Source organism: Mycoplasmopsis bovis PG45 (genome assembly GCF_000183385.1).
Taxonomy (GTDB): Bacteria; Bacillota_I; Bacilli_A; order Mycoplasmatales; family Metamycoplasmataceae; genus Mycoplasmopsis; species Mycoplasmopsis bovis.
On sequence record NC_014760.1, the window covers coordinates 831,904 to 857,584 of the forward strand.

A 25,681-nucleotide genomic window follows, 5' to 3' on the forward strand; every position below is an offset into this window, starting at 1 on the left:
AATATATCAATCTTACAATAATTTTATATTAGTATAAGACAGAGCCTTTGGCGTAAATGCTCTGTTTTTTGTTAAAGCACTAAGCAAATTAAAAATCTAACCTCACGGTCAGATTTTTAATTTGCCTTATTATTTTAATTCAACATCAGCGCCAGCTTCAACTAATTTAGCTTTTAAAGCTTCAGCTTCAGCAGCAGGAATGTTTTCTTTTAATGTAGCAGGAAGTGTTGAAACTAGTTTGTTTGCATCCATTAATGCAAGGTTAAGAAGTTCTTTAACTGCTTTAACAATAGCAAGTTTTTTACCATTGTCAGACTTAAGAATAACTGAAAGTGTTGATTTCTTTTCTTCAGCTTCAGCAGCAGGTGCAGCAGCAGCAACAGCAACAGCAGAAGGGTCGATACCAAATTCTTCTTTCATTGCTTCAACTAATTCCATAACTTCTTTAATTGACATTTCTTTTAATGAAGAAATAAATGATTCTTTTGTTAATTTTGCCATGATATTAATCCTTTCTTTAAAAAGTATTATTCACTTTCTTTTTCACTATATAGTTTTAAAGAAAGAGAGAGTTGTTGTAATGGAGCAATAAGTGAACGTGCAAGAATTGATAATGCTTCTTCATAGTTTGGTAATGAAGCAACTTCAGCAACACCTTTTGCATCAATAACATTATTTTCAAATACACCAGCTTTAGGTACTAATAATTTGTTTTCTTTTGCAAATTTAACTAATACTTTAGCAGCTGCATTATCTTCTAGATTGCTAAATACAAATAGGTTAGGACCAACTAAATGTTCATCAAGATCATAACCAGCTTTCTTAGCTGCTAACTTAAACAATCTATTTTTATAAACTTTAACTTCAATGCCTAATTTTTTGGCACTAACACGTAAGTTTTTAAGGTCAGCAACAGTTAAACCACGATATTCAGCAACAACGAATCCTTTAGCTGTAGAAATTTTTTGACTAATTTCTTCAACTGTTTCAATTTTTGCTAATCTGTTTGCTGTTTCTTTGATTGTATGCATCAAATTTCCCCCTTTCATAATAAATAAAGAGTTCCAATACAATAGACAATAATAGTTATAGAAAAACTAAGATATACACTCGGTAACATATTAAGCTAGGCAGTTACTGTCTTTATGTATTGTATTTATATTTTATAATAAATTTATTTTTTCAAAGTAAAAATCTTGTGTATAATAAATATGCCTTTCTTTTGTTTTATTTCTATCAAAAACTTTAAAAGCACTGCAAACTAATTTTGTGGTGTTCTTAATTTTAGTAGTATAATATATTTGATCATATATAAAATAAAAGCCTTTCTTTTTTTGATTAACTACTCAAATTTTAACAAAGGCAATTAAAAAGCATCCCGAGTAAGCATAGGGTGCTTTTTAATTTAAGAATTTATAAATTAGCAACTATTGATTTTGTACAAACATTAGCATTAATAAATTGTGTATAATGCAAATTAATAAAAATGTTAGCAATTATTAGGAGAGTTATTATGAAAAAGATACATAAATTAGGCTTTACTTTGCTTCCAGTTGCACTAACAGTGCCTTTAGTTTCTGCTGGCTGCAAAGATAAAAATAAATCAGAAATTAGGCTAGATGAAAACACTAAGTTATTCTACTTTGATATTAATTCAAACAATAGGGCAACCATAACAGCCTATAATCGTGCCTTTTTCGACGATTCTAATAATATAGTCGCTCAAAGCAAAGTAATTAAAATTCCTGAGAAGGTTAAGTTTAAGAATACTGAATATATTGTTGATTCAATTGGCTCAGAATCGTTTATAAACTTGACCAACCTAGAAAAAGTGGAGTTTTCTAAAAATATAAAATTTATTGGTGACAGAGCATTTGCTGGTAGTTCTAAATTAACAACAATTAAGTTCAGCAATGATTCAGAACTAGAGGCTATAAATATTAGTGCTTTTGCTAACACTAATTTAGAAAAAATTACCCTACCTAATAAACTTTCATTTATCGCTTCATATGCCTTTGCTAATATACAAAATGATAAATTTTCAGTAATATTGAATTCAAATTTAGATAACAATAACAAGCTTAACATAGGACAATATGCTTTTGCTAATTTAAAGGAATCGTTTAAGTTAGAGATAAAAAATCTTAAGGAATCTACTGTCATTGGTGCTGATAAAAAATCCGAATTTGCCATTTTTATAGGACTAAAAGACAATCAAATAATTTTTGAAAAAAAATAAACGGGTTTCGTTTATTTTTTATTAACTCTTTTAAGTGTAGGGAATAACAACACATCTCTTATTGAACTAGTTTCTGTTAGAAGCATAATTAATCTATCAATTCCAATGCCGCATCCGCCTGTTGGTGGCATGCCATATTCTAAAGCATCAACAAAGTCTCAGTCAATATCGCTAGCCTCATCATTACCGGCTTTCTTTTCGTCAATTTGACTTTTAAACCTTTCTAATTGGTCAATTGGGTCACTTAACTCAGTATACATATTTGCATATTCTTTGGTATTTATAAATAATTCTGCTCTTTCAGTAAATCTAGGATCGCTAGATTTAGCACTTAGTGGCGACACTTCAATTGGATGACCATATATAAAAGTTGGCTGAATTAATGAGCTTTCAACTAATTCTTCATACAAAGCATTGATAATATGACCTGTTGTTCAAAATTTTTCAATTTTTATATTGTGCTTTTTAGCCTCTAAAATAGCTTCATCAAGGCTTATGTTTCTAAAGTCTTTACCAGTTTTTTCATTAACAGCATCAACCATATTTACTCTTTTAAATGGTTGTGATAAGTCAATAGCAATGCCATTATTTACGAAAACAGACTTGCCCAATTTTTGACATAAAACCTTGAATAATTCTTCAGTTCTATCCATCATACCTTCAACATTTGAGTATGCTTCATAAAATTCAATTGTTGTAAACTCAGGGTTATGAGTTGTGTCATAGCCTTCATTTCTAAAAATTCTACCTAATTCATAAACTCTTTCCAAACCGCCTACAACACATTTTTTAAGAGGAATTTCTGTCGCTATTCTTAGCACAAATTCTTGATTTAGCGAATTGTGGTGAGTTGTAAAAGGCTTAGCCGCAGCACCTGAAACATAGTCTTGTAAAAATGGAGTTTCGACTTCCAAGTAATCTAAATTATCAAAGTATTCTTTAATTCACTTAACTATTTTTGTCCTCAGAATGAATTTGTTTTTTGACTCATCATTAGTAATTAAGTCGACTCATCTACGTCTATATCTTTCTTCAGTATCAACTAGGCCATGATATTTTTCAGGCAATGGCTTAAGTGCTTTAGTCAAAAGCTCTATTTTATTGCACTTTAAGGTGAGCGCATCAGTATGAGTTTTCATAATTGTGCCACTAACTCATAAAATGTCTCCGATGTCAAAAGTAGCTACTATTTTAGCTAAATTCTCATCACTTTTTTTATTAAAGTACACCTGAATTAGGCCTTTAGAATCTTTTAAAACTAAAAATGGTCCTCTAACAGTCATTAATCTGCCAGTTACATTAATGCTGATGTTTTTTTCTTCCAATTCTTCTCTAGAAAATGAGCTATATTTATCAACTATTTCTTGACTTAAAACTAATTTTCCTAAGTCATATGCTTTTTTAAATGGAGCAATATTATTTTCAATATAAAAATTTAATTTATTACGTCTTACTTGCTCTTGCTCTGTGTATTTTTCCATTATTAATCATTATCTCCAAAACAAAAGATTTATATATCTTATATATCTTATATGAATATTATAAATGATGGTAAAAAATACCCACTAGTCCCATTTATTTACTAATTTTAAAATATAATACATAATGACTGTTATTACTTATGAGGTTAACAAATGGCTAAATACTATAATGGTGTGCACTACACATTAGATGAAGTAAATCATCAAGTTATCTTGATGGATAAATTTCAAGAGCAGTTATTAGGAACAAATAAATTTTTAAAGTTTAAAAAGCTAGGCGGTTCATCAATATCAAATATTTTGACACCCGATCGTTTTAATAGCGAGTTTAAGGCTTTTTGTCATATAGCTAGATTAGCTCTTCCTGTTTTACAAAAAAAATATGTTTATGCTGGTCAAATTTTAGAGCCTAAAATCATTGATAATTTGCAAGAATTTTACACCAAAAAATTGCTTAAAAGCACTATAATCAAGCATATTGAAGCAAAAGATGTTGATTATGACTACTTTAAAAATTTAGATATTATTGGTGGTGTGCCAGATGCTTTAGCTGAAAATGAAAAAATTGTTTTTGAAATTAAAACAACTAATATAAAAAACTATGATTCTTGAACTTTAAACGGTCAAGCTAATAAATTAAAAAAAGATGGTGTTCCTCTTGCCTATAAAAAACAAGCACAGCTATATGCAAGCCTTCTAGGCTACGATTCTTATATTATTGTAGGTTGCTTTTTAAATGATGATGATTATGACAAGCCCGAAAATGTTGACGTCTCAAAAAGAAAAATTGAAGCATTCCATTATTCATTAAAAAATAATTTGGATTTACAAATGCAAATCAAAGATGACATTCAAAAAATAATAGAGTTTCATAAAAGATATAGCGTTTTAAAAGAAAAGAAATCGCCTAAGTATGATTTAATTCATGACAAAGATCAGGTGGACTATCTTAGATGCAAAAATGAAACCGAAAGAAGAGAACTTTTTGACAAATGAAAAGAAATGGGTAAAATTGATAATGATTTTCCATTTGAATCATTTTAATAAAATCCCTGTTTTATAGCATTTTTGAGAAAATAGAGGTAATTATGAACATATCAATTACATACGTAGCTAATCAGCTTAAGCTTAATGAAGACCAAGTTTCAGTGGTGCTGAATTTATTAAATGAAGGAGCAACAGTTCCCTTTATTGCTAGATATCGTAAAGCCTTGACAGGCGGGCTAGATGAAGAAATTATTCAAGAAATTCATCAAATGTATATCTACAATATTGAGCTAAATAAGCGTAAGGAAGCGATTGTCAAAATTTTAGAAGAAAAGAAACTTTTAACACCTGAATTGAAAGCTAAAATCGATGAAGTAGATACTAAAGCTGCCTTAGAAAATATTTATGAGCCATTTAAAGTTGGTAAGAAAACTAAAGCAACTGAAGCTATTGCATTAGGCTTAGAACCTTTAGCAAAATTAATTTTAGAATCAGACAATCCAAAATTTAATCCATATAGAGAAGCTGAAAATTACCTTACTGAAAAGGTGCAAAGCGTTGAGTTTGCTATTGAACAAGCTCAATATATTATTAGTCAAATCATTTCGCAAGATGTTTCAAATCGTGAAATGATTAAAAATCAAATTTACAACTATGGTTTTATCGTTACCAAAAAGAAAAAAGATGCTGAGGATGAAAAAGAAATCTTCCATATGTATTATGATCACAAGGAAAGAGTTAATAGAATTCCAAATCATAGGGTTCTAGCTATTTCTAGGGCTGAAAGCTTAAAGATTATTTCATACAATATTGAAGAATTTAACAAAGCAAAAATAACTTATGACTTGAACCAAAAGTACTTTAAAATAAAGCAAACTGGCAAGATTATCCACGCTTCAATTATCGATAGTCTAGAAAGATTAATTCTTCCATCAATTATTAGAGAAATTAAATCCGATCTTTTTGCAAGAGCTGAAAGTGAAGCAATCAAACTTTTTGCTGAAAATGTTGAAACAATGCTTTTATTCCCTGCTGTCAAAAATAAGTGAGTAGCAGCAATAGACCCTGCGTTCGTTAATGGCTGTAAAATAGCCATATTAGACCCTCAAGGTAATTTTATTGAAAAAGGAATAATGTATCCTAACCCTCCACAATCTAGAACCGAAAACGCTGCTAGAACAATTAACAAATTTCTGGATAAATATCCTATAAATATAATTGTAATTGGCAACGGTACAGCTTCTAGGGAAACCGAACAATTCATTGCCTCAGTTATTAAAGAAAGAGAAAACGCAAATAAAAGCGTAGACTTACAATTTGCAATAGTGTCTGAGGTTGGGGCTTCAGTTTACTCAGCTTCTGATATAGCTATAAAAGAGTTTCCTGACCTAAATGTTGAAGAAAGAAGTGCAATCAATATTGGTAGAAGATTCCAAGATCCATTGAATGAATTAATAAAAATTGACCCGAAATCTATTGGAGTAGGTCAGTATCAATATGATGTGAATCAAAAAGAACTTTCGCAAGCATTAGAGTTTAAAGTTGACAAAGCAGTTAACTTAGTGGGGGTTGATTTAAACACTGCTTCAGCACAAATACTTAAATTTGTCTCAGGTCTAAATAGTAAACTTGCACAAAATATTATTGAATACCGTAGTAAAATAGGCAAATTTAACAATCGTGAAGAATTACTTAAAGTTAAATCTCTTGGTGCAAACACTTATGAACAAGCTGTTGGTTTTTTAAGAATTCACGATTCAGATAACTTCTTTGATAGAACAAGCATCCACCCAGAATCATATGAATTAGCGAAAAAAATTGTTAATAAACTTCAAATTGACTTAGATAATATAAATTCAGAATCACTTAAAAATGCTGATGTTAAGCAATTGGCCACCGAATTTGGCTCTAATGAATATGATGTGAAGTTAATTATCGACTCACTTATAAACCCAACTAAAGATATCAGAGATGAAAAAGAAGGCTATAAACTTAAAAAAGACATTCTTAATTTAGAAGATCTTAAGGTTGGTATGATTTTAGATGGCTCAGTTCAAAATATTACTGACTTTGGAATCTTTGTTTATATAGGGATTAAGCAAGCTGTGTTAGTTCATATTTCTAAAATGAAAAAGAGTCCAACTCATTATGTAGCTCATCCTAAAGATTTAGTTAAACCTGGTGACGTTGTGACATTAGAAATAATAGAAATTAACAAAGAAAATGACAAAATTCAGGGCAAGCTAATTTGACCAGAATAACTATAAAACAGTCAAATAATAATTATTATCAACAATAAAACATAATTCAAGAGCACAAAATTCTTGAATTTTTTAGCACTCTAACATTTAAAGTGCTAAAATATTTGTATTAGATTGTTATTATTAGATTGTCATGGAGGTATATTATGGAATTTAACTTTGAAGATTTATTTAACAACATCTCAGACAATAATAAAAATAAAAGTGCTGAAAATGATCCACTTAAAATTTATGGTCGTAATCTAACTGATTTAGCAGCTAAACATGAATTAGAGCCTGTTATCAATAGAGATGATGAAATTAGACGTTTAATTCGTATTTTAAGTCGTAAAACTAAAAATAACCCCGTCTTGGTCGGCGAGCCTGGAGTTGGTAAGACAGCAATTGTCGAAGGTTTGGCTAGAAAAATTGTTGAAGGTGAAGTTCCTGAAAACCTTAAGAATAAAGATGTGTATGAAATAGATTTAGCAAGTTTAATTGCTGGCGCTCAGTTTCAAGGTCAGTTTGAAAAAAGACTTAAAGACGTATTAAAAAGAATTGAAGATTCTAATGGTGAAATAATTGTGTTTATTGATGAAATTCATATGTTGGTTGGCACAGGTAAAAATGCTGATGGCGGTATGGATGCAGCTAATATTGTTAAACCACTAATGGCTAGGGGTAAAATGCACCTAATAGGAGCTACAACCTATAATGAATATAGAAAATATATAGAAAAAGATGCAGCCTTAGAAAGACGTATGCAAAAGGTTGATATTTTAGAGCCTTCAATTGATGACACTATTACAATTCTGCGTGGTATTAAGGGTAGATTTGAAAATTATCATAATGTTAAAATCCAAGATGATGCCTTAGTTGCTGCCGCAAAATTAAGCTCTCGTTACATTTCAGACAGATTTTTACCCGATAAAGCTATTGACTTAGTTGATGAAGCTGCGGCAACCATAAAAACCGAAATTAACTATGAACCAGAAGAATTGGAAAAAGTAAAGCAATTAGTAACAAGACTAAATATGGAAAAAATTGCTTTAAATGAAGAAGATAAGGAAAAGCATAAAAATAGAATACGTGAGCTAGAAGATGAAATAAAATCTGCTAATCAAAAAATTTCTAAATTACAAAATAAGTGAAACGAAGAAAAAAATGAGTTAGAAGACTTGTCGAAATTGAAAAAATATTTAGATGACTTGTGATACAAAATTAATATTTATAAAAGAGAAACTAAATATGAAGATGCTTCTAGATTAGAATATTCTGAAGTTCCTAAAATTGAGAAAAAAATTAAAGAATTAGAAGAAAAAATTTCTTTTAGTGATTCAACATTAATAAAAAACAGTGTAACTGCTGAAGAAATTGCAGGAATAGTTTCTAAATGAACTATGATTCCAGTAACTAAGTTATTAGAAACTGATAAGCAAAAATTGCTAAATTTAGAAAACGAATTAAGAGCTAGAATTAAAGGTCAAGATGAAGCAGTTAATTTGGTGTCTAAGGCTGTTTTAAGGGCAAAGGCGAATATTAATGATCCTAATAGACCACTAGCAAGTTTTCTATTCACTGGCTCAACGGGAGTTGGTAAAACTGAATTAGCAAGAGCCTTAGCATTTGCTTTATTTGACAGTGAAAAGCAAATGATTAGATTAGATATGTCTGAATATATGGAAAAACACAGCGTGTCGAAAATAATAGGTGCGCCTCCAGGTTATGTTGGCTTTGATCAAGGCGGTTCATTAGCTGAGAATATTAGAAAGAATCCTTACACAATTTTACTTTTTGATGAAATTGAGAAAGCTGATAGAAATGTTTTAAATATCTTGCTACAAATTCTAGATAATGGAGCCTTTACAGATTCAACAGGAAGAGTAATTAACTGTAGAAATTTAATTATCATTATGACTTCTAATATAGCATCAAACACAGAATTAAATGAAGCATTAGACCAAATTCCTAGTCTTAAAGCAGAGTTACTTAAATTCTTAAGCCCGGAATTTGTAAATAGAATTGATGAAATAGTCAAATTTAATCAATTACAAGAACAAGATATTCTACAAATTGTTATATTAGAGCTTCAAAAATTAATTAAAAGAATTTATGACAGCAAGGAAGTTACACTAAAATATTCACCAAAATTAGTTGAATATATAGCTAAGAATGCATATGATGAAAACTTTGGCGCTCGTCCAATAAAAAGATACATACAAAACAACATAGAAAGTGTATTAGCTTATCAAATAATTGATGGTTCAATTCAAAAGAATCATGAATACGAAATCACAGTTTTCGCCAACAAATTCATAGTTTCAAAAGTTAAGTAGAACTACAAAAAACGCTAAAAATTTTACACTAGGACAAAAAAGTAGACATCAGCATGCATGTTGATGTTTTTTTTGTTGGTGGTGCAAAAATGGCTAAACAATTGAACTTAGTGAATGAAAATTTTTATTGCAAAGTATAAAAGATATGGATCTGGAAAGTAACCAAAAATGCTTTTAAATAAAGATGACTTAATTAAAATAATAAGAATAATTTTTACAGATGATGAAATTAAAAAGATCAAAAGGATAAGTTTAAGGAATCTGGTAGTAAACTTAAGCATCGCATAAATAACTTCCTTGATTGATATAATAAAGAAAGAATGTTAAAAAATTCAATTACAAAACTCCTTAGAAGTTGTGTAAGGTGTTTTGTAAAAAATAATTTAATGTCTGCTTTTATGTCCTATTGTAAATTTGAAGTGCCTTTTATAAATTATGAAAATAAATCGCTTAAAACGTGCTCTCGTCACCCTTGTTTTATAAATATAGGAGTATTATTTTTGTGTTTATTAATGACATTTAAAATTTCCGTATCGGTGATATCACTATCTAATATCCTTATTATCTCATTTGTTGTAAATGCAAAGATGTTAACACCATAAACATGTCGCATATTGCTGGTTGTATCTTTAAATTCTATAAACTGTGAAGCTCTAAAAATATTTATAACATTATCATCCAATTCATTGGCTATATAAATTGTTTGTGGTGCATAGTTCTTACTTTCAAAATTAATTGCGTGTCGAATAACTGGTTCTAATTCTGCTCTTTTTTGATTATATTTATTAACTAATGTAGCTTCAATTTGTAATGAGTATTTATCGGTAAAAATTTCTATATCCCCTTTGTAACCTGAATTATGTATTATGGGTAAATGGTTCCCATCCAATGTGACCCCAAAGCATTTATGCAAGTTGTAATTTTTTGATTCAGATATGTAGAATCATGCAATTGTTAGAATATATTCGTAAATTGTGGGTATTGTTGCGTTTCTTGTAACTAAATTAAATACGAATTCGTCATTTCTGGTGTCAATATTTTGTAAAATTTCAATAACTTTTTTCTTAGGAAACTTTTTGTATATATAGTCCCTAAATTCTTCTTCATTTTTTAGTTCTAAATTAAATTTAAAATCATAACTTCCATCGCCAAAGCCGATTTGTTTTTTAATTAAATTCATTATTGCATCTATATCATTGCCATTAATACCAAAAATTTCGCATAAAGATAAATCGCTAAATCAAACGCTATTGTCTTTGTTTTCGTAGTCCAAATATGAGTCTCTTCCTCTTAATGTGAATTTATCAGATAAAAAAGATAGTAATGGTGTTATTATCCAACTTTGGTTCAATTTAACTATTCCATTGTTAAAGCTAATTAATCCGGAGATCTCAAACAATCTTTTGCACATGTCAGAATACTCTCTAATAATATCTGCTGTTTTATTCATAATAAATTCAATGTAAATTTTGTTTATTGGTTTTAGTAAAAGCGTGTCATTTTTATTTTTGCTTATAAAACTGTCAACAGTGTCTTTTGAATTGTATTTAAATAATGTTGAATTAGAGCCGAATGCTTTTTTTATTACATCTTTTTTTGAAGATAGAATTAATAAATCCATGTTTTCTTTGCTAGGATTGTTATTAAAATTGATAAGTGTATTGACAAAATTTAAATATTCTTTTACTGATTTTGTCGTTTTTTTGTTGGTGAACAATGAAGAAAATTCATCAAAATCAAATTTATCATTCTGCAACAATGATTCAGCCTTGTCTATATCTACATGCGATATAAACAGGTGAGTAAAATTATTTTTATAAAAATCATCAAACGACAATTTATTGTAATAAACTTGTTGGTAATCATCAATGATATGGTTTAATTCCTTGTTGCTCTGTGTAGGTCTAATAGATTCTATAATTGTTAAAAAATGATTTTGACTTATGCCTGTATACTTTGATAAAAATTTAATTGCAAATCTAAAGTTATAAAAGTATTCATCACTTTCAGAATCATAAATTTTTGTCTTGAATAATTGTCTTAAATATACCAAGTTATGGGTAGATAAATTAAGCAACGATTCTATTCTGTCAGGATTCTTAAGTGAACCATATAAATATGAATAACCCACATCGCTTATTTTTCTGTCCTTGTTAATGAAACCAATTTTCATCAAATTATTGGTTAGTGTTCTTGCTCTTAAACCTTGCTTAGATTCATCAACTTCTTTATCACTTGTTCTGCTAAATTTTTTAAACAATTTTTGGCCATAATTTCGTTCTAAGTTTATTATTTCATTTATAAATAATTGATAAAAATTTTCTTGTTCTTTCTTGTCCCAAATTTTATTGCGTTTCATAAATTTATCTATAAGATTAAGTAAAATAAAATTAATTTCAACGATTTCATGTACTCTTATTGATGTGTCACCCATGTTAAAAATACTGTTTTTGTGTTTTAATTTCATTATTTTCTCCTTTGATAAAATGTGGTTTTTTTATAAAGGCTATACATTAAATGTCAAAAAATGAAACTTTTTGATATATGCTGTTGATATTATAAAATATATATAAGTATAGGGGGTGTGGATGGAAAAAAAATTATTAAAACAACTGTTTAATGAACAAATCAACCCTGCTTTCAGCACAGACCCATTATTTACTTTTTCTAGTATTAATAATGATAGAGTAAATATAAAAAGTAGAAGATACTTAGGAGCCAAAACTAAACTTCTATACTTTATTTATCATGCAATTAAAGACAAACTCAACGACATTGACACTTTTGCAGATATTTTTGGTGGAACCGGCGTTGTAAGTTATATGTTTCAACAATTAAATAAGAAAATTATTATTAATGATATTTTAGAATCTAACTTTGTGTGCTATAACGCATGATTTGGAAATCAGAAAGTAGACATTAATAAAATCAAATTGTTATTAGATGAATTAAATAACCTAAATCCCATTTATCCAAACTATGTTTCTGAAAATTTTGGAAATAAATATTTTAGTGAATATAACGCAATGAAAATTGGGTTAATAAGAGAAAAAATTGATTCCTACAAAGTAAATAAGAGAGAGAAAGACATACTTCTCACGTCGCTATTGTATGCCATGGATAAAATTGCAAATACTACTGGACACTATGATGCTTACATTAAAAGAAATATCATTGACAAGCATTTGTTTTTACAATTACCGGACCTTTCTGCAAATAATAATGGGAATAAAATTTTTTGCGAAGACGCAAACCAACTTATAAGACATATCAAAGCTGATTTAGTTTATATTGATACGCCTTATAACTCAAGACAATATTCAAGTGCTTATCATCTAGTTGAAAACATAATAACATGAAAAAAACCAGAAGTTGAAGGCGTGGCTTCTAAGATGGTTAATAGAAAAGACAAAAATTCGCTTTATTGCACTAAAAATGCATTTAATGCCTTTACAGATCTTATTGAAAATGTACATGCAAAATACATACTTGTCTCATTTAGCAATATGGAAAATAAAGGCAATGCTAGATCTAACAATAAAATTACACATAATCAAATAATTGATACATTAAAATTAAAAGGAAAAGTTACAGTTTTTGAATCTGTACATAATCCTTATACAACTGGAAAATCAAAAATTAATAATCATAGAGAAATTTTGTATTTATGCGTGACAAAAAAATAGATATTACTCAAGATAAATATATTAAATCTCCCTTAAATTATATTGGTGGAAAGTATAAATTGTTAAATCAGATTGTTCGTTATTTCCCTAAAAATATCGATACTTTTTATGACTTATTTGCCGGCGGTTGTGATGTAGCAATTAACATTAAAGCAAACAAAATAGTTGTTAATGATATAAATGATAGTTTAATAAATTTATACCGTTTTATTTATGAAACAGAATTAGAAAAATTAATTGAGCAAATCCAAAAAGTTATTGTTGAATATGAACTTTCTGACACATCAAAGAATGGTTATAAATATTATGGAACGGACTCCTCAATTGGATTGAAAAAAATCAACAATAGTTCTTATATTAAATTAAGAGAAAGTTTTAATCATTGTACACTATCCAATATAAACAAAAATGTTGCTTTTTATGTATTAATTGCGTTTGCATTTAATAATCAAATAAGATTTAATAAAAGTGGATATTTTAATACTCCATGTGGCAAGAGAGATTTTAATAAATCATTAAAAAACAAATTTATAAATTTTAAAAAAGAAATGATTAGCAAAAATTTGAGTTTTACATCACAAAGTTATGAATTCTTTTTAGATAATCAATTTAGCAAAAATGATTTTTTATATATAGACCCTCCTTATTTAATTTCTATGGCACCATATAATGAAAATAATTTATGGAATGAAAAAAAAGAGATTGAGCTATATAACAATCTTAATAAGATACACAATAAGAATGTAAAGTTTGCATTAAGCAATGTCTTAATTCATAATGGAAAGGTTAATAGAATTCTTGAACAGTGAATGAAAAAATATTATGTGCACTATTTAGATTCTAACTACAATAATTCGAACTATCAGAAAAAAAATAAACAAAAAACAGTTGAAGTTTTAATTACTAATTTTAAATCAAAGTAATTTATTTTTTAATTTTGCGCAAATTGCATATTACATAAAATATTTCTTGCATTTTTTTATTATTGATATAAAATAGAATTACTTATGCTGTCAAGCAATGGTGCTTGACACCTAAATATTTAAAAAAAGGAGCTAACTATGGTTAAAATTAGACTTAAACGTCTTGGAAGCAAGTTTAATGCTTGCTATAAAATTGTAGTAGCAGATGCTCGTGCTCCACGTGATGGAAGATTTATAGAAGCTATTGGTGAATATAACCCTCACTCAAAAGCTCTAAGAATTAATGAAGAAGCTGCTATTCAATGAATTAAAAATGGTGCACAACTAACACAAACTGTTTACAACCTTTTCAAAACTCAAAAACTTAACGAAAAAATTAATTCTGTACTAAAAAGTGAAAAAATTGCTGCTAAACAAGAACAAAAATAATTTATGAAGATTAATTTTTTAACGCTTTTTCCTAAATATTTTGCCCCCTTTACTGAAGAATCTATTGTTGCTAAAGCAATTGAAAATAAACTTATAGATATTAATATTGTTGACTTTAGATTGTTCAGTCTAGATAAACATCATAAAGTTGATGATGAAACTTATGGTGGCGGTCAAGGAATGTTATTGCAAATTGAACCAATTGACAGAGCTTTAGATTCATTGCATAACAGAGGTGGATATAAAATTTTAGTTTCTCCGCAAGGCAAAGTTTTCAATCAAAAAAAGGCTCATGAGTTATCTAAACTTGACCAAATAACCTTTATTTCAGGCAGATACGAAGGTTTTGATGAACGAGTTACACAAATAGTTGATGAAGAGTTATCTATTGGAGACTATGTACTAACTGGTGGTGAGTTACCTTCAATGGTGATGGCCGATTCAATAATAAGACTTATTGACAACGTAATTCGTAAAGAAAGCCATGAATATGAATCATTCGAAGGCGATGGATTATTAGACTATCCACAGTATACACGCCCCCGCGAATACAAGGGTATGGCTGTGCCTGAGGTTTTGCTAAATGGCAATCATGCAGAAATTGAAAAATGAAGGAAAGAAGCTAAATACAAAAAGACTTTAAAAAATCGTCCAGATATTATTGAAAGGATTAATCATGAGAAATAAATTAATCGAATTAGTAGAAGCAAACCAATTGCGTACAGACTTCCCAGAATTTCGTGTTGGAGACAATGTTAAAGTTCACGTTCGTATTCGTGAAGGTGGAAAAGAACGTATCCAAATTTTTGAAGGTTTAGTAATTAGCAAAAAAGAATCAGGCACCAGAGAAACATTTACTGTTAGAAAAATCTCATTCGGAATTGGTGTTAATAGAACTTTCCCACTACACTCACCATTAATTTCAGCTATTGAAGTTGTTAGATCTAACAAAGTTAGAAGAGCAAAACTTTACTACATGAAAAATCGTTCAGGTAAATCAGCTCGCCTTAAAGAAATTAAGAGATAATTTAAACAAGAAATATCAAAGGCACCATTTTTATTCTGGTGCCTTTTTTGTTATCTTCTAAAGTAAAAGTTAAAGATATTCATCTTGATTTTAATAAAGCATAATACTGTCAAAAATACCTTTTAGTACTATAAACAAAGCTTTTTAGTGTTATATTAGTATTCTAACTTTACTCTCTTTTTGCTATCAAATTGATAGTCAACAGCATAAATGCTACCATCAGCTTGATCAATTTTAAGGCCTGCTTTCACAACTTTTTTAGTGGCAAAAAACAGCTTAACTCTTTTATCATTAATGTGTATATATGCACCTGGATTATATTCATATGCCCTTATTTTGTTAATTGCTTCATCGCAAGTTAGATCTTTAGTTATTTCAGCATCCTCTTTGTTTAATTTAGGGCTAAAAGTTACTTTACTTTCGTCTTGTACTTCTCTTGCTAGTTCACCCTTATCGATTTTATTAAGTCAATCAACTATTTTTTCTGCTGATAACAAGCTAATTTTACACAACAAGCTTGATGCAGTATCTCTTTCATCAATTTCAAATTCAATTTTGGCAAAAACGTCCCCCGCATCCATAGCTTTAACTATTTCCATAAGTGAGACACCAGTTGTTTTGTCATTATTTAATAAAGCATGCTGAACTGGCGCTGCCCCTCTATATTTAGGCAATATTGATCCATGAACATTTAAATTTAATTTTTTAGCTATTTGCAAAACTGAAGTTGGAATCAATTGACCAAAAGCAGCTGTAACTAAATAATCGTAGTCTAATGCCTTCAATTCATCCGCGATTTGACCTATTTTTTCTGGCTGAAAACATTTGATGTTATATTTTTGTGCCAATACTTTGGTTGGTGTGCTAGTTAAAATTCTTCCCCTTTTATTTGGCTTGTCGGGCTGGCTAACAATTCCAACAACCTCAAAATTATTTATAATTTTTTCAAAAATTGGAACAGCAAATTCTGGTGTTCCTGCTAATAAAATCTTCATAAAATAATTTTATTAAATTATTTAATATAATTTAGAAGTTATAGACCATCATTGCTAAAGGAGCATTATGAGTTTAAACCCTATTCATGATAAATGAGTTAAAGAAAGTTCACTAAGTAATAATTATTCTTATAGTATTTGAAAGTCTAATTCTAATAAATCAATAGATAGAATTAATGACGCTTTTTCTGGTAACATCAAAGCAATTGGTAACAAAATTACTGCTGATTTAGAAATGGGCACTATCTATTTGAATGAGTATACAACTGTTGCGATTGCAAAGGCTTTTTATAATAATTTTCTATCTGAAAAGCAAAACAAAAAAGTGTTTCTTTCTTCTGATAATTCCGAATCATCTAACTTGCTTTTAGAAGTTTTTGCGAGCGAGCTTAAAGCTCAAAATGTAACAATTATCAGAGCAGATAATTCATCTAGTATACCTGTTGTTTATAAGTCGTTTATAGCATTAAAGGAAAATTGCGATACTTTTGTTTCATTTCAAAATCCACTAGGCAATAATAAAAGAGCACAAATTTTATTTAATTATTCAGATGGTTCTGCCTTTTCTAAAAGTGATATGCAAAAAATGATTAGCTACATTGAGTCAGTTGATTATTTGAATATAAATTTACCCACATTAGACAACAATTATCACTTATCAGATGCAATTAATGAATACATTGAACAAATTCACAAAAGATATGCCGGCAATAAATTCTTAAGCAATATGTCAATTCCATTTGGAATTGATGTTTCTAGATATCTAAACAGAGATTTTTATGTTGATAATCTTAAGTACTTTAATTTGCCGTTTTTCGCTGTAAACAGGGCAAAAAACGCTAATTTCTACTATGCAAATCGCCATAATTATTTAGAAAGAGTTAACTGAAAAGGAATTGGAAAAGGTTCAAAAGCCAATTTCATTATTAATGAGGAAGGAACTGGACTTAATTTTTCTATAAAACATAAATCAGTGTTTAAATATTTTAAGCCTGACGAAATAGCGGCAATATATTTAAATTTTTTGATTAATGATGATCCTGAATTTGACAAAGAATTGCCTCAGAATGCTTTTATAGCAAAAAACTATTTTTCTGGAGACCTTACTAGAAGTATTGCACGCGAAAATAATATTGAAGTATTTGAATTTGTTAACAGATCTAATGTTTGAAAATATATATCTGAAAATTCTGATAAAAATTTAATAATGGCTTTTACTAGCAGTAGTGAATTTGTTGCTAACAATAGTCTTACAAACTCATTCGATGCTAACCTATTTTTTTTAGAGATGCTTAGAATGATTAATTTTTATAAGCATGAAAAAAACCAAAACCTTTTTGAGGTTTTGAATGATATTTATAAAAAATACAATAGGCATCATTTAACCATTCATACTTATGAAATAGAATTAGATGGCGCAGTAAGATTTTTTGAAAGAATTAAAGTAGCATCAAAATTTGGTTCTAATTTACTTATAACCAGAGTTCAAAAGATTGAAAATGACAATAATATTGAATCAAATTCACTATATAAAATTTCTTTTAGAAATCGTGAATATGCATATATTCACTATAATCAACAAGCTAAAGCCATCACTTTTTATTGCAACACCATTGAAAGAAGTAGCGAGAAAAATGGTGAAACGATGATGGTGGTAAGAAACAATGAAATGTTGGAAGGCTTGCTCGAGTTAAAAGAAGAAAACACTATAAGCAAATTTTCTGTCAAGTCCTTCTTGAAATATTTAGCCTACTCTTTATTTTTAATTGCTATTATAATTTTCCTTTTTTACTCTGTTTATAATCTTAAAGATGAATTTGGCGCAAATTCTGGTGGGCCTTCAGAAGTATTTAGAGCTTTTTATAAAAAGCTATATGTCAAGAATGATATTGCAGAATTTGCCCGGCCAACAAATGCTGGTTATATTGCTAGAACTTCATTTGTATTTCTTTCATTTGGTGCATTTATTTGATCTATTTTTCAAGCCCTGATTTTTAAACGGGTTATTACACTACAAGGTGACAAAATTAAGTGAAGCGACATTTTTGTAGGTACAATTATCGGAATTGTGGTACAAACCATCACACCTAAATCAATTGGCGGAGATATTGCTACATATTGATACTTAAGAAGGCGGAATATTCCTCGAGCTTCTTTAATGTCTGCAATTGTTGTTAACTCATTTATTTGACAACTTGGCAACATAATTTCAACAGCAATCTTTGTGCCAATTGGTATAAGTACTTTTTCAAATTTCTTTGTAAGTTCAAACCCTAGTTCGATCACTTTCATTGTTATGCTAGTACTAGGCTTAATTTTCGATACTGGCTGAACCACAATACTTTTAGTCATTACACTTAACAAAAAACTACAGAGATTTTCGCTTAAAGCATTAATTGCAATAATTGAAATTTTACCTTTTGTAAAGTCATATGATTCATTTGCAATTAAAGCAAAATTTGAATATGAACTATTTAACATTAATAAATGTATCAGAAAAACATTTAAAAATCCATATTACTTTTTTGAACTCATATTACTTAAGTTTGTGCCATCATTATTAACATTTAATGCATTTCAAGCTCAAGCTTTGAATATTGTTAAGCCTGATGTTCCGCACGGATACTACTGAAATCTTACAATTCAAAGCACAATGATTAGGGTTGCTAACTCAATTTCATTTACTCCGGGCGGAACTGGTACTGCTGACTATCTATACAAAGTCTTAATAAAAGAATCAATTCAACCAACTGCATATGATGGAGCTTCAGCCTTTGCTAATTCGTCAATAATGACTGCCTTAAACACTTTAGGCTTTGTTGTTATAGGCACACTTGTTTCAGCTATAATCTTAATTTTGGTATATATAGGCGAAAAAAGACAAGATCATTATCGCAAGAAGAACAAAAATCATAAATTATTAGCAACCAATTCATCTAACAGGAATATTAAAACAAAATCAATTTATTACAAAATTGTGTTCCCATTTATTTTGATTTCTTTAGTTGCTTTATCATTAACATTTATATTTGTTAATTAGCATATAAGTCTGTTTTATAGGCCAATAGTTGTAAAAAATGAAGCGCTTGCTTCATTTTTCTTGTTTGATACTTGTTAATTTGTAATTGACTTTCTTAAAAGTTCCTTAACTTCTTGTTCACTTTCACATTTTATTGCTTTCTCAGCTAATGATTGCATTTCCTTAAATGAGAGAGAATTAATGTTCTTTCTTGTTTTTAAAATACTGCCCGCACCGACTGAGAATTCATCCAAACCTAGTCCTAATAAAATTGGAACTGCATCTGGATCGCTTGCCATTTCGCCACACATTCCTGCTCACTTGCCATATTTATGAGCGCCATCAATAACATATTTGACTAACCTTAAAATTGATGGATTAAGTGGTTGATAAAGATATGAAATACTTTCATTCATTCTATCAGCAGCCATTGAATATTGAATTAAATCATTTGTTCCTATGGACACAAAGTCTGCATACTTGCAAAATTGATCAGATAACACAGCAGCAGCCGGTGTTTCCATCATTAAGCCAACTTCAATTTCATTAACATTAGCAATTCTGTTGTTTTCCAATTTAACTTGTTCATAGGCTTCTAAGTAAATTTTCTTAGCTTCAATAAACTCATTCACACAAGTAATCATCGGAAACATAATGGCTACTTTACCAAATTCACTAGCTCTAATAATTGCTCTTAACTGAGCCATAAAGATATCTCTATGCTTTGGATCTAGACACAAACGAATGGCTCTGTATCCTAAAAATGGATTAAGTTCTTCAGGAAATTTAAAGTATTGTAGAGTTTTATCCCCACCAATATCGAGTGTTCTAATTACAACTTTCTTACCTTTCATAGCTTGAACAACTGCTTTATATGCTTCAAATTGTTCTTCCTCTGTTGGTCAGTGATCATTGTCCATATAAAGAAATTCTGTTCTAAAAAGTCCAATTGCCTCAGCATCATTTTCTAAAACTAGTTTAACATCCTTGACGCTGCCAATGTTAGCTGCTATTTCAACTTTATGATTATCACTAGAAACTGATGGCTTGCCTATTAATGATTTTATTTCGCTTAAATAAGTATTATATTCATCTAATAACTTTTGAAATTCTTTTAATTCGTTCTCAGTAGGATTAATAATCAAAGTTCCATTTGAACCATCGAGAGCAATTAAGTCATCATTATTTACATTCTCTAAAACATTGTTTGTACCAACAATGCTAGGAATATTCATACTTCTAGCCATAATAGCAGTATGAGAAGTTGTTCCGCCAATATTTGTTACAAAACCTTTTACAAACTTTTTGTCCAATTGAACTGTTTGAGAGGGGCTTAGGTCTTTTGCAACAATGATAACTTCTTTATTTATAGCACTTAAATTAGGTTCTCTTATACCGTGGAAAAAGTATAAAAACTTCCTTAATATATCCCTAATGTCTGCTGCTCTTTCTTTCATATAAGAATCGTCCATAGAATCAAAAACAGCAGCCATATTACTAAAATATTCATTAGTTGCATATATTGCAGACTTATTGTCATCTTTAATAGCATTCTTAATATCTTGAGCAGCAACTGGATCTTGAGCTAATAATAAATGTGCTCCGAAAATTTCTTTTTGTTCTTTTGTTGTAGCAACTTCAATTGTGTGTTGAATATCTTCTGCTATTTGTTTGACGGCTTTGTCAAACAAATTAGTTTCAAACTCAACACCTTTTGAGTTATTCAATATCTCTAAAGGCAACTCTTCAATTTTGAATGCTTTAGCAATCGCAATACCTTTTGACGCTCCAATCCCTTTGATGTGCATATTGTTACCTCGACTTTAAAAAATTAAATAGTTATAATTAGATAATGAAAAAAAATAATGTTAAAAGACCAATATTAGCTGAAAATATATACTTGACCAAAAGTGAAAAAAATATTTTGAACTTCGTAAACTCATTTGAAGATTCTGAATTCAACCTGTCACAAGCTGAATTAGCAAAATTAGCTAATTCTTCTGAAGCTGCTGTCAGTCGGTTTGTTAGAAAATATAACTTCAAAGACTACAGAAACTTCATAGCATCAATCAATGTAAAGATTTCTAATTTTCAACGTATGTATCCCATAAAATATGATGAAGGCAAAGAACCTAATCCTTTTAGTGTTATTTACTCATCATACAAATATGCCATTGAAAGTATTGATGAAGAAAATGTAACAGATAACTGCATTAAGGCCGCCGAATTAATTAATAATAGTAGAAATATATTAATTTATGGTTCAGGTTCTAGCCAGCGGAGAAGCCTAGATTTGGTGGCTAACTTGATAAAAATAGGAAAATCAGTGGTATATAACTCGGATTTCCACATCTTTTTTCCTGCTTTAGCTAATGCCAGTTCTGAGGATGCACTGATTGTTTTTTCAAACAATCTTAAGTCAACTGAATCACATTTTGTTATTTCAAATGCACATAAAAATGGTCTTAAAATAATTGCAATTACATCAAAACACGACAATAAAATCAACAAAAATCTTGATGTAATAATTCAGTATCAAAAAATTCAAAATGATACTTTATTAGTGCCAGTTAGTTCACGTGTTTCGCAAATGCTAATTGGTAATATATTGTTTGAAGCTATTATCTATAATAATAGCGAAAACTATAACAAGCTTAAGAAATCATCAGCGCTAATTGACGAATGATCTAATATTGATAAAGTTCACCATAAGGTTTAGATAAATCAGAGAATTAATTCTCTGGTTTTTATTTATCAGCCTTAGAAATTTCAAAAAATCCTTTTGAATAAAGAAACTCTAAAACTTGATTTTCTGTTAACTCTTCTTTTTCTTTTATAGCTTTAAAATAGGACAATGGTGTGCAAAATATTAATCCTTTTGCTAAATATTTTAAAGACTTATCATCTAATATGATTCTTATATTTTCATCAACTTCATATACTAGGTAGTTATCTTTATCTTTTAAAGTGCTTGGATTAACAGATATGCCTGTTTTTAAGTGTTTTTGGATTGAATTAAATACAGAAAATCTTGGATCCTTATTAAGATCTATTATTCCGCCAGGATAGTATTTAAGTTCTAATTTGTCTACTAAGTCTTCAATTTGTCTAAAAGGATATGAAGCCCATGAACGTCTAGAAAAAGTTCATATTGATGGTTGATATCAATATGCATCATTTACATAATTAACTCTATAAGTCCTTAATTTATTTTCCATTAGTTCCTATTTTTGGCCATAATAGGCATTTTTACCATGTTTACGGTAATAGTGCTTTTCAATCAAAGCCTTTTGTGCTTCTTGTGCACTATTATTACTAATTATTAAAGTTTTAATTGCCATTTTGGCTATTTCTTCTAACGTTAGTGCTAAGTCAACAGCATCTTTTGGTGACTTAAATGATCACACAAAAGGGCCGTGTTCTTTCACTAATGTTGCACTAGTTGCTTTTCAATCTAATTTTCTATTATTGAATGTTTCAATAATAACCAAACCGGTATTGTGTTCATAAGCGCCATTAATTTCTTCAGGACTTAGCGCTCTAGCACAAGGAACAGGCCCATAAAAATTGTCTGCATGAGTTGTTCCAAAGCAAGGAATATCTTTGCCAGCTTGAGCAAATGCTACTGCATTTGTACTGTGGGTATGAACAATTCCTTGAATTTCAGGGTTGTTTTTATACAAAAGAGTATGTGTTGGTGTATCACTAGAAGGCTTATATTTCGAATCATAAACATTGTTTTCCATATCGGTAATAACCATATCTTCTGGCTTTAATGTCGCATAATCTACGCCACTAGGCTTAATAACCATGTACTTTCTGTCTTTGGTTATTCCAGATACATTACCCCATGTATGAATAACAAGGTTATATTTTACCAAAAGCATATTGGCATCATATACTTCTTGCTTTAACTTAGCAATTTCTTCACTATATTTTTTGTCAATTGAATTCATATTAGTTATCTCCGCCAACTAATTCCCACTGTTTATTATAAAACTCATAAGCATCGGCAATATATTTAACTGCTTCATCTTTAGTTTCTTCTGCTTTATTAAGCGATCACATTTCGATCATTATGGGTTGGTTTAACTCTAGCTTTTTTAATATATTTAACATATATGGAAAGTCTACAGTACCGCTCCCAAATGGAGTGTCTCTAAATTTACCAGGAACTGTGTCTTTAAAATGAAAGGCAACTAAATGATTTTTTACAATCTCAAACTCGTTATATAAGTCTGTTTTATTGGCTCATTGGTAAATATTACCTAAATCAGGATATATTTGCAAATATGGACTATCAATCATATTTATATATGTAAGTGCTCTAGTATTTGTGCCCATAAAACGGGTATCCATAATCTCAAAAGCTAAACATACTGAATACTTCGAAGCAAGTCTAACGGCTTTTTTAATTCCTTCAATAAAGAATTGACGTGTTTCATCATCGCCTTGTTCATAATAAACATCATAGCCTGCCAATTGCACTGTTCTTATCCCTAATTTTTTAGCAAGAATTATGGCTTTTTCCATAATATCCATTGCTTTTTTTCTTGTTTCAGGATTTTTTGAACCAAAAGGATATTTTCTGTGTCCGCTTAGTGTCATAGAGTTAAAGTTAAATCTATGTTTAACTAATAACTCTTGTACTTCTTTTATTTGTTCATCACTTCAGTTAATTCTGTTAAGCCTTTCGTCACTTTCATCTACAGAAAATTCCATAAAATCATAGCCTGCTTCTTTAGCAATTAGTATTTTTTCTTCTAAAGAAAATTTGTTGTTTATGGCTTTTTCATAGATGCCAACTAATCTATTCTTAGCTTCAGTATTTTGCAAATTCATCTTTAAAGGCCTTTGCAGCTAGCTCAGGATTTTCTGCATCACGCAATGAACGTCCTGCGATAAAAATATAAATTGGAATATCTTTGAAAAGCTTAATATCTTCTAATGCAACGCCACCAGTTATAGTTACTTTGAAGCCCATATTTGAAAGTTTGTTAACTGCATCAATGTCTTTTTGTCCTCATTTAACGCCACTAGCTTGGCTATCTCTAGAACGGTGTCATACAACTTGGGGTACGCCTGCTTTTGATCAGGAATTGGCTTGTTCTCAAGTAAAATTTGAAGTTAATTCGATTTGAACTTCCTTGTTGCTGCCAAACTCTTTTGCAATATTCATTGTTTCAGTAATAGTTGGCAATTCAGCAGCACAGATACAGGTTGTAAAATCAGCACCATTTTCGAAAAACATTTTCCCAAAAACTTTACCTGCATCAGCAATTTTTCCATCAGCAACGATAATTTTATTTGGAAAAGCTTCTTTAAGCGCTTTAATAGCTTTTTTGCCCTCTGAAGCTATTAATATGGTTCCAACTTCTATAACATCAATATATTTTTCAACTTTTTTTGCACTTGCAATTGCATCTTCAATTGTTAAATTATCAAGCGCAATTTGTAGCATTGGTTTCATAAAATACTCCTAATTACTCATGTATTTTGTATAGTCAACACTCTTAATAATTTCAATGACTTCTTCTTTACTTTTGGCACTAGCAATTTTGTCGATGTTGTTAGGATCTTCAAATACAGCAATAATTTGCGGAATAGCAACTGCAGTATGAGTTTCACCATCTTTAGCAGCTAGTGTCATAACAATTTTTACTTCCCTAGGGTCATTTGCAAAAGTAATAGGTTTTTTAAGAGTAAGCAAGCTAAAACCATTTGAAAAAACACTATTTTCAGTTGCAGATGCATGTGGCATAGCAATGCCATCAACTAAAATATAATATGGTCCATGAGCTTCAGTTGATTTTAAAATAGAATCATAATAATTAAAGTTAATGATTCCTTTATTAACTAAAGGTTCGCATGACTTATGAATTGCATCTTTGTAGTCTTTGGCTTCATAGCCAACAATAATTGAATCATTAGCAATTAAATTGTCTAATAAATTTAGCTTATCTGCCATTATTTAATTCCTTTAGCTAAAGCTTCTTGAAAAGCGGCCTTAATTTCATTAATATCCATAACATTTTTTAGGCCATGAACAGAAGCTTTTGAATTAGAAACTTCTGAAACAAAGTTATTGGTGCACAAAATAACATCAAAATTATTGGCAACAGATTTACCCATACCTAGCCCTAAAGCTTCAACAGTGCCTTGAATGCCTAATTCACGCATTGCTTGTTCTGTTTTTAGTTTAATAATCATACTGGTTCCCATTCCAGAACCACATAAGCATAAAACTTTCATTTCCACCTCTTTTATTTTTTTAATTTAATAAGATTATAAACAAATGTATAACCCTATAAAATAACTA

The 25,681-nt window shown here is 29.5% G+C and carries 23 protein-coding genes; 11 read left to right on the forward strand and 12 right to left on the reverse strand.

The features are described from left to right. Positions 1-129: 129 nt before the first annotated feature. Entirely contained in the window at positions 130-501 is a 372-nt protein-coding gene (rplL, locus tag MBOVPG45_RS03520) for a 50S ribosomal protein L7/L12 (RefSeq protein WP_004024017.1), read from the reverse strand. A 26-nt stretch (positions 502-527) separates the two neighbouring features. After that, positions 528-1,031, reverse strand: coding sequence for a 50S ribosomal protein L10 (rplJ, locus tag MBOVPG45_RS03525; protein WP_013455953.1), 504 nt, complete (start codon positions 1,029-1,031; stop codon positions 528-530). Positions 1,032-1,513: 482 nt separating this feature from the next. Between rplJ and MBOVPG45_RS03530 the strand changes: the two genes are divergently transcribed. Beyond that, positions 1,514-2,239, forward strand: a complete 726-nt coding sequence (locus MBOVPG45_RS03530) for a leucine-rich repeat domain-containing protein (protein ID WP_013456027.1) — start codon at positions 1,514-1,516, stop codon at positions 2,237-2,239. An 11-nt stretch (positions 2,240-2,250) separates the two neighbouring features. On the opposite strand, the gene lysS is transcribed toward MBOVPG45_RS03530, so the two are convergent. Then, a complete protein-coding gene (gene lysS, locus MBOVPG45_RS03535) occupies positions 2,251-3,720 on the reverse strand; it encodes a lysine--tRNA ligase (RefSeq protein WP_013456485.1) in 1,470 nt (489 codons plus the stop codon). Between the two features lie 153 nt (positions 3,721-3,873). On the opposite strand from lysS, the gene MBOVPG45_RS03540 reads away from it, so the two are divergent. The 3 genes from MBOVPG45_RS03540 (at position 3,874) to MBOVPG45_RS03550 (ending at position 9,283) form a co-directional block, all read left to right on the forward strand. Continuing rightward, positions 3,874-4,764 (forward strand): MAGa7180 family putative nuclease, encoded by an 891-nt coding sequence (locus MBOVPG45_RS03540; RefSeq protein WP_013456606.1) that lies wholly within the window; start codon positions 3,874-3,876, stop codon positions 4,762-4,764. Between the two features lie 44 nt (positions 4,765-4,808). Next, positions 4,809-6,968: a helix-hairpin-helix domain-containing protein gene (locus MBOVPG45_RS03545; RefSeq protein WP_013456434.1), complete on the forward strand. Its 2,160-nt coding sequence runs from the start codon at positions 4,809-4,811 to the stop codon at positions 6,966-6,968. Between the two features lie 146 nt (positions 6,969-7,114). Beyond that, on the forward strand, positions 7,115-9,283 hold the full coding sequence (locus MBOVPG45_RS03550; protein ID WP_013456128.1) for an ATP-dependent Clp protease ATP-binding subunit: 2,169 nt from the start codon (positions 7,115-7,117) through the stop codon (positions 9,281-9,283). A 433-nt stretch (positions 9,284-9,716) separates the two neighbouring features. Here MBOVPG45_RS03550 and MBOVPG45_RS03555 read toward each other — a convergent pair whose 3' ends face one another. Next, positions 9,717-11,750 (reverse strand): AlwI family type II restriction endonuclease, encoded by a 2,034-nt coding sequence (locus MBOVPG45_RS03555; RefSeq protein ID WP_013456255.1) that lies wholly within the window; start codon positions 11,748-11,750, stop codon positions 9,717-9,719. A 121-nt stretch (positions 11,751-11,871) separates the two neighbouring features. Here MBOVPG45_RS03555 and MBOVPG45_RS03560 point away from each other — a divergent pair, with 121 nt between their 5' ends. The 5 genes from MBOVPG45_RS03560 to rplS all read left to right on the forward strand — a co-directional run bounded on the left by MBOVPG45_RS03560 (position 11,872) and on the right by rplS (position 15,348). Then, entirely contained in the window at positions 11,872-12,969 is a 1,098-nt protein-coding gene (locus MBOVPG45_RS03560) for a DNA adenine methylase (RefSeq protein ID WP_013456178.1), read from the forward strand. Beyond that, on the forward strand, positions 12,951-13,892 hold the full coding sequence (locus MBOVPG45_RS03565; RefSeq protein WP_013456250.1) for a DNA adenine methylase: 942 nt from the start codon (positions 12,951-12,953) through the stop codon (positions 13,890-13,892). Before MBOVPG45_RS03560 ends, MBOVPG45_RS03565 begins: the two co-directional genes overlap by 19 nt. Before the next feature lie 138 nt (positions 13,893-14,030). Then, entirely contained in the window at positions 14,031-14,321 is a 291-nt protein-coding gene (gene rpsP, locus MBOVPG45_RS03570) for a 30S ribosomal protein S16 (protein WP_013455981.1), read from the forward strand. 3 nt (positions 14,322-14,324) lie between these two features. Continuing rightward, a complete protein-coding gene (gene trmD, locus MBOVPG45_RS03575) occupies positions 14,325-15,008 on the forward strand; it encodes a tRNA (guanosine(37)-N1)-methyltransferase TrmD (protein ID WP_013456497.1) in 684 nt (227 codons plus the stop codon). Continuing rightward, positions 14,998-15,348, forward strand: coding sequence for a 50S ribosomal protein L19 (rplS, locus tag MBOVPG45_RS03580; RefSeq protein ID WP_013456054.1), 351 nt, complete (start codon positions 14,998-15,000; stop codon positions 15,346-15,348). Before trmD ends, rplS begins: the two co-directional genes overlap by 11 nt. Before the next feature lie 155 nt (positions 15,349-15,503). Here the strand turns inward: rplS and fmt are convergent, their stop codons facing one another. Further along, positions 15,504-16,343, reverse strand: a complete 840-nt coding sequence (fmt, locus tag MBOVPG45_RS03585) for a methionyl-tRNA formyltransferase (RefSeq protein ID WP_013456574.1) — start codon at positions 16,341-16,343, stop codon at positions 15,504-15,506. A 67-nt stretch (positions 16,344-16,410) separates the two neighbouring features. Between fmt and MBOVPG45_RS03590 the strand changes: the two genes are divergently transcribed. Beyond that, entirely contained in the window at positions 16,411-19,383 is a 2,973-nt protein-coding gene (locus MBOVPG45_RS03590; RefSeq protein ID WP_013456422.1) for a lysylphosphatidylglycerol synthase transmembrane domain-containing protein, read from the forward strand. A gap of 74 nt (positions 19,384-19,457) precedes the next feature. Here MBOVPG45_RS03590 and ptsP read toward each other — a convergent pair whose 3' ends face one another. Continuing rightward, positions 19,458-21,170 (reverse strand): phosphoenolpyruvate--protein phosphotransferase, encoded by a 1,713-nt coding sequence (gene ptsP / locus MBOVPG45_RS03595; protein WP_013456317.1) that lies wholly within the window; start codon positions 21,168-21,170, stop codon positions 19,458-19,460. A 44-nt stretch (positions 21,171-21,214) separates the two neighbouring features. Here ptsP and MBOVPG45_RS03600 point away from each other — a divergent pair, with 44 nt between their 5' ends. Further along, positions 21,215-22,081, forward strand: a complete 867-nt coding sequence (locus tag MBOVPG45_RS03600; RefSeq protein WP_013456153.1) for a MurR/RpiR family transcriptional regulator — start codon at positions 21,215-21,217, stop codon at positions 22,079-22,081. A 28-nt stretch (positions 22,082-22,109) separates the two neighbouring features. On the opposite strand, the gene MBOVPG45_RS03605 is transcribed toward MBOVPG45_RS03600, so the two are convergent. The 6 genes from MBOVPG45_RS03605 to MBOVPG45_RS03630 are packed head-to-tail and all read right to left on the reverse strand — an operon-like array spanning position 22,110 to position 25,614. Next, positions 22,110-22,580 carry an MPN499 family protein gene (locus MBOVPG45_RS03605; protein WP_013456195.1) on the reverse strand — a complete coding sequence of 157 codons (471 nt, stop codon included), beginning with the start codon at positions 22,578-22,580 and terminating at the stop codon, positions 22,110-22,112. Between the two features lie 6 nt (positions 22,581-22,586). After that, positions 22,587-23,318, reverse strand: coding sequence for an L-ribulose-5-phosphate 4-epimerase (locus MBOVPG45_RS03610; protein WP_013455914.1), 732 nt, complete (start codon positions 23,316-23,318; stop codon positions 22,587-22,589). A 1-nt stretch (position 23,319) separates the two neighbouring features. Then, positions 23,320-24,204, reverse strand: a complete 885-nt coding sequence (locus tag MBOVPG45_RS03615; protein WP_013456005.1) for an L-ribulose-5-phosphate 3-epimerase — start codon at positions 24,202-24,204, stop codon at positions 23,320-23,322. After that, positions 24,179-24,832 carry a 3-keto-L-gulonate-6-phosphate decarboxylase UlaD gene (locus tag MBOVPG45_RS03620; RefSeq protein ID WP_013456285.1) on the reverse strand — a complete coding sequence of 218 codons (654 nt, stop codon included), beginning with the start codon at positions 24,830-24,832 and terminating at the stop codon, positions 24,179-24,181. The genes MBOVPG45_RS03615 and MBOVPG45_RS03620 overlap by 26 nt, the downstream gene beginning before the upstream one ends. 9 nt (positions 24,833-24,841) lie before the next feature. Continuing rightward, complete coding sequence (locus MBOVPG45_RS03625) at positions 24,842-25,330, reverse strand: PTS sugar transporter subunit IIA (RefSeq protein WP_013456314.1); 489 nt, start codon at positions 25,328-25,330, stop codon at positions 24,842-24,844. Further along, the gene (locus tag MBOVPG45_RS03630) at positions 25,330-25,614 is read right to left on the reverse strand and encodes a PTS sugar transporter subunit IIB (protein ID WP_013456143.1); all 285 of its coding nucleotides are present in this window, start codon (positions 25,612-25,614) and stop codon (positions 25,330-25,332) included. Before MBOVPG45_RS03630 ends, MBOVPG45_RS03625 begins: the two co-directional genes overlap by 1 nt. Positions 25,615-25,681 lie beyond the last annotated feature (67 nt).